Source organism: Hydrogenivirga sp. 128-5-R1-1 (assembly GCF_000171895.1).
Genome location: NZ_ABHJ01000023.1, coordinates 1 through 7,521, shown reverse-complemented (window position 1 = coordinate 7,521; position 7,521 = coordinate 1). Strand labels below are relative to the sequence as shown.

The window sequence follows — 7,521 nt, the reverse complement described above, 5'->3', positions numbered from 1 at the left end:
TAAAAAAGAGAAAGGAAATATTTTAATTTTTACCCATGAAATCCAGATGCAGATGGTATAGGTAGCATGCTTGCTTTATATGAGTTTTTAAAAAAAGAAGGAAAAAAAGTTGAGTGTGGAATAAAAGACCCTGTACCCCAGGTTCTTGATTTTTTACCAGACGTAGATAAAATCCAAAAACTTCCAAATGAAGAAGAGTATGACCTTGCTATACTGGTAGATGCAGCTGGTTCTTTCAGAGCTGGTTGTGAAATAAAAGCAAAAGAAATCATAAGGATTGACCATCATATTGGTGGAAATAAAGAAAGTAATTATGATTTTATAGACACTTATGCACCATCAACCACATTTTTAGTTGCAAAAATATTAAGATACTGGGATGAAGAAAAAATAGATGAAAATATTGCAACTAATCTATATACTGGTTTAATAACAGATACTGGTAATTTCAGATATAACAATGTTACAGAAGAAGCCTTTGAACTTGCAGAGTTTCTTGTGAAAAAAGGCGTAGACCCGCATTATGTTTCTAATATGGTTTATGAAAGAAATAAACCAAGTACAATCAGGTTATTACAACTAACTTTGTCTACCTTAAGACTTTATAATGATAACAAAACAGCTGTATTAACAGTTCCACGAAAGTTTCTAAAACAAACAGGAGCTCTTGAAGAAGAAACTGAAGGATTTGTAAATTATGCCAGAAGTATTGAAGGAGTAGAAGTAGCTTTTATAATGATACAAAAAGAAGACTTACAAACATGGAGAGTTTCCATAAGGGGAAAAGGGAATGTAGATGTTAGAGCAATAGCTGAAAAATTTGGTGGCGGTGGTCATAGAGATGCAGCTGGCTGTAGAATAAAAGGTTTACAGGATGAAGTACTATATAAGTTATTAGAAGCATCGCAGGAACAGATATCTAAAGATTTAGTTATCCATGTTTGACTTTTTTTCTTCTTCTTTTATATATCTAACAGCATCTTTATACATATTGTAAAAACCCGTTAAAATGCCTAAAAACAGAAATATTATTGTAAGTTTATAATGTGTATTAAAAATATTATCAAAAATATAACCAAGCAATAGGCCTGCTATTATTCCAGAAATTAGGTGCAGACCTATTGCTGAAACTGTTATATAATTAGAAATTTTTTTGTTTATCATCTAAGACCTAAAACATCCATCATATCGTAAAGTCCAGCAGGTTTATCTTTAACCCATTTTGCAGCTTCTATAGCACCTCTTGCAAATATATCCCTTGAACCTGCCTTATGTGTAAGTTCTACCCTTTCTCCAAGACCTGCAAAAATAACTGTATGGTCTCCAACAACATCACCACCTCTTAGAGCAAACACACCTATTTCATCTGAAGGTCTGCCTTCAGGGTAATCTCCCTGTCTTCCATAAACTACCTTTTCAATTCCCGTGGCTTTTTTCAGAATATCTACAATTTTAACAGCAGTTCCTGACGGTGCATCTTTTTTAAATCTGTGGTGCATTTCTACAACTTCAATATCAAACCCTTTATCTTTTAAAGCTTTGGCTGCTTCTTCCACAAGTTTAAATAAGAGATTTACTCCAATACTCATATTAGGTGCAAAGACTACAGGAAAATCTTTAGAAAGTTCTTCAAGCTCTTTTATATCCCCATCACTTAAACCTGTAGTTCCAATTACCATACCTTTTTTATTCTTATCAGCAGCCAAAAGTCTTGCATGAGATAAAACAGCTTCAGGAGAGTTAGAAAACTCAATTAAAACATCTAAAAGGTCTATAACCTCAGAAATATCAGATGTAATTGGTGATTTTAGCTCTTTTACTCCTATCAATTCACCTACAGTATCATGAGAATGGGCACAGTCTGGACTTTCTATTCCTGCCACAATTTCCACGTCTCTATCTTCATATCCAAGTTTCGCAATAGTTCTACCCATTCTTCCCATAACACCAGAAATAGCTACTCTTACCATATATCTCTCCTTAACCTTGTTCTTCTTCTGGGCTAAACACCACTTCTGCAAGCTGATTTAAAGCATCATTTACCTGGTCAGGAGGTACCACAAAAGGTGCGATAGCAATATCAACATCATCAGTAAAGATAGTTTTTTTCAGAAGGTTCTGGAGTTGTTCAAGTTCTTCCGGGGTAACATCTTTTCTAAAACATTCTTCCACAGGTTTATCAGACACAAAAAAACCCACCAGTGCAAATGGATAAGCTTTTCTTTCTTCTTCTACTGACATATAAATCTCCTTTAAAAAGTTTTAATTATTATTGTACTTGTTGTGCGTTATTTTCACCCTTATTTCCAGCCATCATGATAAGCCATAAAACTATGAACTGTGTGAGCATTAATACTAATAAAATTACTTCAGGAAAAGAATTTACCCAATTTTGCATTTTCAAAACCTCCTTAATATGATTTTCTTTTTATTTAGAATACAACAAATTATGCTCATATATCAAATATATCCCTTCCATAGCTAAAAACTCATCAACTATATGTTTAACATTTATACAATTTGATATTAATTTAGAATTTCCTCCTGTCAATATTATATTAAATTTTTCATTAAATTCTTTTTGAAATTTATTTATCATCTCTTCTATTAAACTGCAATATCCAAAATATATTCCTGATTTTATGCTTTCTACAGTTGTTTTTCCAATAATGCTTACAGGTTTATCAATTTCAACTTTTGGAAGTTTAGCAGTTTTTGAAAAAAGACAGTCTATACTACTTTCTATTCCCGGAAATATTGCACCTCCTTCATATTCTCCTTTTTCGTTAATAACATCAAAAGTTATAGCTGTACCTAAATCTACCACTATTACAGGTGGTGATGTTTTATTCAATGCAGAGAAAGCATTTACAAGTCTGTCAATACCAACTTCTTCAGGTTTCTGGTAATTATTTTTTATTGGAATTTTTAAATCTTTACCAATTATTAAAGGTTTTTTATCTAAAAGTTTGCTTATAGCAAAAAATATATTCCTCTCAATTCGTGGGACTACTGATGATATTACCACATCCTTTATATGTTCATTCTCAATATTTAAAAATGTACTTATATCTAAAAGCCAATCATCAGATGTTTTTTCAATTTTAGATGAAAGTTTATAACTTTTTATAAAATTTCTATTTTTAACAAATCCAAATTCAACATTTGTATTTCCTATGTCAATTGCCAGTATCATCTATTTAACACCAGATTTTTGTAATTAAAGAAATAACTTTCAAGGGCTTTATAAATGCCAATTACAAAATTATTTATAAATTTATTATCTTTTAAAAGCTGAGCATCATGTTTATTTGTTATGTAAGCTGTTTCAATTAAAACAGAAGGTATACCAGGTGTTTTTAAAACAGCAAAATTTGCACTGTCAATATCTTCTACCTCTGTAATACCTTTTAATTTTCTTTTTAAGATATATGCAAAATTCCTACCTTCAGTCATAGTAGTGTTCATAGCAAGCTCGGCAACTATTTTATTTACATAACTATTTTTGCTAACTTTTACAACTTTTATAACAGCATTATTTTCCCTTTTCTCAACAATTCTTGCAAGTTTACTTTTTGCACCCCTTAAATTTAAAGTATATATGTAAGTACCCTTACCTTTACCACTTCTATCTGCATTACAATGAATACTTATAAAAATATCAGCTTTCTTTTTTACTGCGAAGACAGTCCTTTTATAAAGGTCTACAAAATAATCACCATTTCGTGTAAGATAAACCTTAAATATTCTTGAATTTTCAAGTATTCTTTTCAATTTTTTTGCTATTTCCAGATTCACATTTTTTTCCACTAACCCATTTGCCATCGCCCCAGGGTCTTTACCTCCATGACCAGGGTCAATAACAACAACAACAGGTTTAATAATTTTCAGAGTTTCTTCTTTACTTAACTCTTTATTTATTAAATTATACAAAGGGTCTGTTCTCAGTGAAATTATCTTTATTTTATCTGTAAGTTTTTTTCTTTTTGAAAATTTATTCTCATTAGATAAAATTAGCTTTGCTATTGGGTCATAGAATTTATCTTCTACTACTCTTTTATTTTTATAAAAATCAATAATAATTTTATTTTTTATTTTTTTAATAATATAGCTTTTTACAAAATCAGACTTTTCAAAAACTAATTTTTTATATCCATGCTGGTTTATTATTTTAAACAGTTTAATAAATTTACTGTTTATTTTTGGTACTTTTAAATGGTTTTCTTTAAGTTTTATAACAATAAAATCTTTATCAAAAAATGGAAGTTTTTCCAAATTTTTACCAGATTTTGCTTCAATTACAACCCTATAAAAACTATTATGTATGCCTGTCCTGATTTTAGCAGCATAAGAAGATATACTTATTAGTAAAATTATTAACAGCAACTTTTTCATATAGGAAACCATTTTAAGTATTGTATAATTATTAATTATCGGTAATTACAATAAAAAACTTGAGGAATAACAATGAAACTTGGGGTAAACATAGACCATATAGCTACCATCAGAGAAGCCAGGAAAACATTTGAACCTGACCCTGTAAAAGGTGCATTAATTGCTCAAGAATCAGGAGCAGACCAGATAACACTTCATTTAAGGGAAGACAGAAGGCATATACAGGATGAAGACTTATTTAGAATAAAAGTAAACATAACAAAAATTCCAATAAACTTAGAAATGGCACCAACAGAAGAAATGAAAAGAATAGCAATAGATGTAAAACCTAATAGAATAACACTTGTTCCAGAAAAAAGAGAAGAAATCACAACAGAAGGTGGTCTTGATGTTGCAGGAAATTTAGAATACATAAAAAATTTTGTGAAAGAAGTAAAAGAAACAGGAATAAATGTTGCTCTTTTTATAGACCCTGATACAAACCAGATTGATGCCAGCCTTGAAACAGGAGCAGATGCAGTTGAACTTCATACAGGTGAATATGCGAATGCTTTTGGAAACAGAATTATAAAAGAATTAGAAAGACTCCAGTTTGCTGCAAAATATGCAAAGGAAAAGGGACTAAAAGTTTTTGCAGGACACGGTCTTACTTATGAAAATGTTAAATCAGTAGCAGAAATCCCTGAAATAGAGGAGCTGAACATAGGACATTCAATAATAGCAAATTCAGTTTTTTTAGGACTTGATAAAGCAGTTGAAAAAATGAAAAGATTAATTTTAGAAGCAAGGTGTAAATAATGTGTGGAATTATAGGTTATGTAGGAAAAAGGCAGGCAGTTCCAGTACTGCTTTACGGCCTTCAAAGGCTTGAATACCGTGGATACGATTCAGCAGGTATTTCTGTAATAACCCCTACTAACAATAAACTAATTGTTGAAAAGCAAGTAGGCAAAATAAAAGACCTTCAAGAAAAACTGTGGAATAAAAAAATAGAAGGACATATAGGACTTGGACATTCAAGATGGGCAACTCACGGGGCTCCAACTATAGAAAACGCACATCCACATACAAGTAAGTCTGAGATAATATCAATAGTACACAATGGAATAATTGAAAATTATATAGAGCTGAAAAAGGAGCTTGAAGAAAAGGATATAAATTTAAATCGCAGACAGATTCTGAAGTAATAGCACATTTATTTGAGATTATATGAAGATATCTTTTAAAACAGCATTTAAGTAGCAAAAAGCTTGAGAGCATACGCAGTGGCGTTATCTCAACAAATGAACCAGATACAATAGTGCAATAAAAAAGGAAGCCCACTGTAATAGGGCTTGGTAAAAATGAAAACTTTATTGCCTCGGATATACCAGCAGTACTTGAATATACAAAAGATTTTATTGTTTTAGAAGATGGGGAAATAGCTAAAATTACGAAAAATAAAGTTGAAGTTTATGACCTTAAAGAAAATAAAATAGAAAAAGAAACACTTCATGTAAACTGGGATGTATCTGTAGCTGAAAAGGCAGGATTTAAACATTTTATGGAAAAGGAAATACATGAACAGCCAAGAGTAGTTTCAGACACAATATCAGGATTTACATCAAACAAAGACAGCAATCTTTTTGAAGAGTTAAAAAATGCAAGTAGAATTTACATAATAGCCTGTGGAACATCTTTCCACGCAGGTCTGGTCGGAAAGTTCTGGTTTGAAAAGTTTGCAAAAATTCCTGTAGAAGTTGATTATGCTTCAGAATACAGATACAGAGATAAAATAATAGACGATAAAACATTTGTAATTGGTATAAGCCAGTCCGGTGAAACTGCAGATACACGGTTTGCTCTATTAGATGCTAAAAAAGAAGGAGCAAAAACTACAGCAGTTGTAAATGTTGTTGGAAGTTCACTGTCCAGAGAAGCAGATTATACTCTTTATACTTACTGCGGTCCTGAAATAGGAGTAGCTGCTACCAAAACCTTTACAGCCCAGCTTGTAGTACTTTTACTTACAGCACTTGAGGTTGGATTAAGGAAAGGAGCACTAACGCAGGAAAATTATGAAGGCATTTATCAGAGCCTTTTAAGTATTCCATCAAAAATAGAAAAAATATTACTTAAAAATAAAATCATAAAAGAAATTTCCTACAAGTACATGAATGCAAAAGATTTTCTATTTTTAGGAAGAAATATAAACTATCCAATTGCTTTGGAAGGGGCTTTAAAACTAAAAGAAATATCATATATACATGCAGAAGGATATCCTGCAGGCGAGATGAAGCACGGACCCATAGCTTTAATTGATGAAAATATGCCTGTTGTTGCTGTAGTACCTAAAGACAGTTTTTATGAAAAAATGATTTCAAACATACAGGAAGTAAAAGCAAGAAAAGGTAAAGTTATTTCTATAGCAACAGAAAATGATAAACAGATTAAAGAGCTTTCAGATGATGTAATTTATATACCCGAAACAATAAATGAGCTTTATCCACTTGTTTCTATAATACCACTTCAGCTTCTTTCATATCATACAGCAGCACTTTTAGGAAAAGATGTTGACCAACCAAGAAACCTGGCAAAAACTGTTACAGTTGAATGATAAATAACATGCTTTACAATGTAAAAAACTGGTATAATTTAATTTTTATTAAAATTTTTGGAGGACAGAAGGATTGATAGGATTTGGCCCCCATTTAATGGTTGACGGCTACAAGGGAAATTACTCAACTTTGGCAAGTGTTGAAGCAATAACAAACTTTTTAGACACACTACCTGAAAAAATAGGAATGACAAAAATAATGCCTCCTTATGTATTTAAGTACGACGGAGGAGACAAACCAGAAGATTGGGGAGTTTCAGGATTTGTCATTATTGCTGAAAGTCATATAAGTATCCATACTTTCCCAGAAAAAGGATACTTTTCAATAGATATATTCTCATGTAAAGACTTTAATATGGATGAGGCTCTGGATTTTATAAAAAATTACTTTGGAACAGAAGACCTTGAAATTAGAACAACACAAAGGGGAACCGAATTTCCAAGAGATATTTCTATTGCAACATCTATAACTGACGCTCAAAGAAACAGACTAATATAAACTATCTTGCCCCTTTTGGGGCAGTTAAGTA

Annotated in this window: 8 protein-coding genes and 1 pseudogene; 4 read left to right on the top strand and 5 right to left on the bottom strand. The window is 31.4% G+C overall.

Annotated elements, in window-relative coordinates:
- Positions 1-66 precede the first annotated feature (66 nt).
- Positions 67-945 carry a bifunctional oligoribonuclease/PAP phosphatase NrnA gene (locus tag HG1285_RS18190; RefSeq protein ID WP_008288132.1) on the top strand — a complete coding sequence of 293 codons (879 nt, stop codon included), beginning with the start codon at positions 67-69 and terminating at the stop codon, positions 943-945.
- Here the strand turns inward: HG1285_RS18190 and HG1285_RS06475 are convergent.
- The 5 genes from HG1285_RS06475 to HG1285_RS06495 all read right to left on the bottom strand — a co-directional run bounded on the left by HG1285_RS06475 (position 928) and on the right by HG1285_RS06495 (position 4,395).
- Complete coding sequence (locus HG1285_RS06475) at positions 928-1,164, bottom strand: AtpZ/AtpI family protein (RefSeq protein WP_008288131.1); 237 nt, start codon at positions 1,162-1,164, stop codon at positions 928-930. The genes HG1285_RS18190 and HG1285_RS06475 overlap by 18 nt on opposite strands.
- Positions 1,161-1,970: a 4-hydroxy-tetrahydrodipicolinate reductase gene (gene dapB, locus HG1285_RS06480; RefSeq protein ID WP_008288130.1), complete on the bottom strand. Its 810-nt coding sequence runs from the start codon at positions 1,968-1,970 to the stop codon at positions 1,161-1,163. Before dapB ends, HG1285_RS06475 begins: the two co-directional genes overlap by 4 nt.
- Before the next feature lie 10 nt (positions 1,971-1,980).
- On the bottom strand, positions 1,981-2,241 hold the full coding sequence (locus HG1285_RS06485) for a hypothetical protein (protein WP_008288129.1): 261 nt from the start codon (positions 2,239-2,241) through the stop codon (positions 1,981-1,983).
- A gap of 187 nt (positions 2,242-2,428) precedes the next feature.
- On the bottom strand, positions 2,429-3,196 hold the full coding sequence (locus HG1285_RS06490; protein ID WP_008288127.1) for a type III pantothenate kinase: 768 nt from the start codon (positions 3,194-3,196) through the stop codon (positions 2,429-2,431).
- A complete protein-coding gene (locus tag HG1285_RS06495) occupies positions 3,193-4,395 on the bottom strand; it encodes an N-acetylmuramoyl-L-alanine amidase (protein ID WP_008288126.1) in 1,203 nt (400 codons plus the stop codon). The genes HG1285_RS06490 and HG1285_RS06495 overlap by 4 nt, the downstream gene beginning before the upstream one ends.
- Positions 4,396-4,467: 72 nt before the next feature.
- Here HG1285_RS06495 and HG1285_RS06500 point away from each other — a divergent pair, with 72 nt between their 5' ends.
- The 3 genes and pseudogenes from HG1285_RS06500 (at position 4,468) to speD (ending at position 7,490) form a co-directional block, all read left to right on the top strand.
- Positions 4,468-5,193: a pyridoxine 5'-phosphate synthase gene (locus HG1285_RS06500; protein WP_008288125.1), complete on the top strand. Its 726-nt coding sequence runs from the start codon at positions 4,468-4,470 to the stop codon at positions 5,191-5,193.
- Positions 5,193-6,991 (top strand): annotated as a pseudogene (glmS, locus tag HG1285_RS18185) (glutamine--fructose-6-phosphate transaminase (isomerizing)). Before HG1285_RS06500 ends, glmS begins: the two are co-directional and overlap by 1 nt.
- Before the next feature lie 73 nt (positions 6,992-7,064).
- Complete coding sequence (gene speD / locus HG1285_RS06505; protein WP_008288122.1) at positions 7,065-7,490, top strand: adenosylmethionine decarboxylase; 426 nt, start codon at positions 7,065-7,067, stop codon at positions 7,488-7,490.
- Positions 7,491-7,521 lie beyond the last annotated feature (31 nt).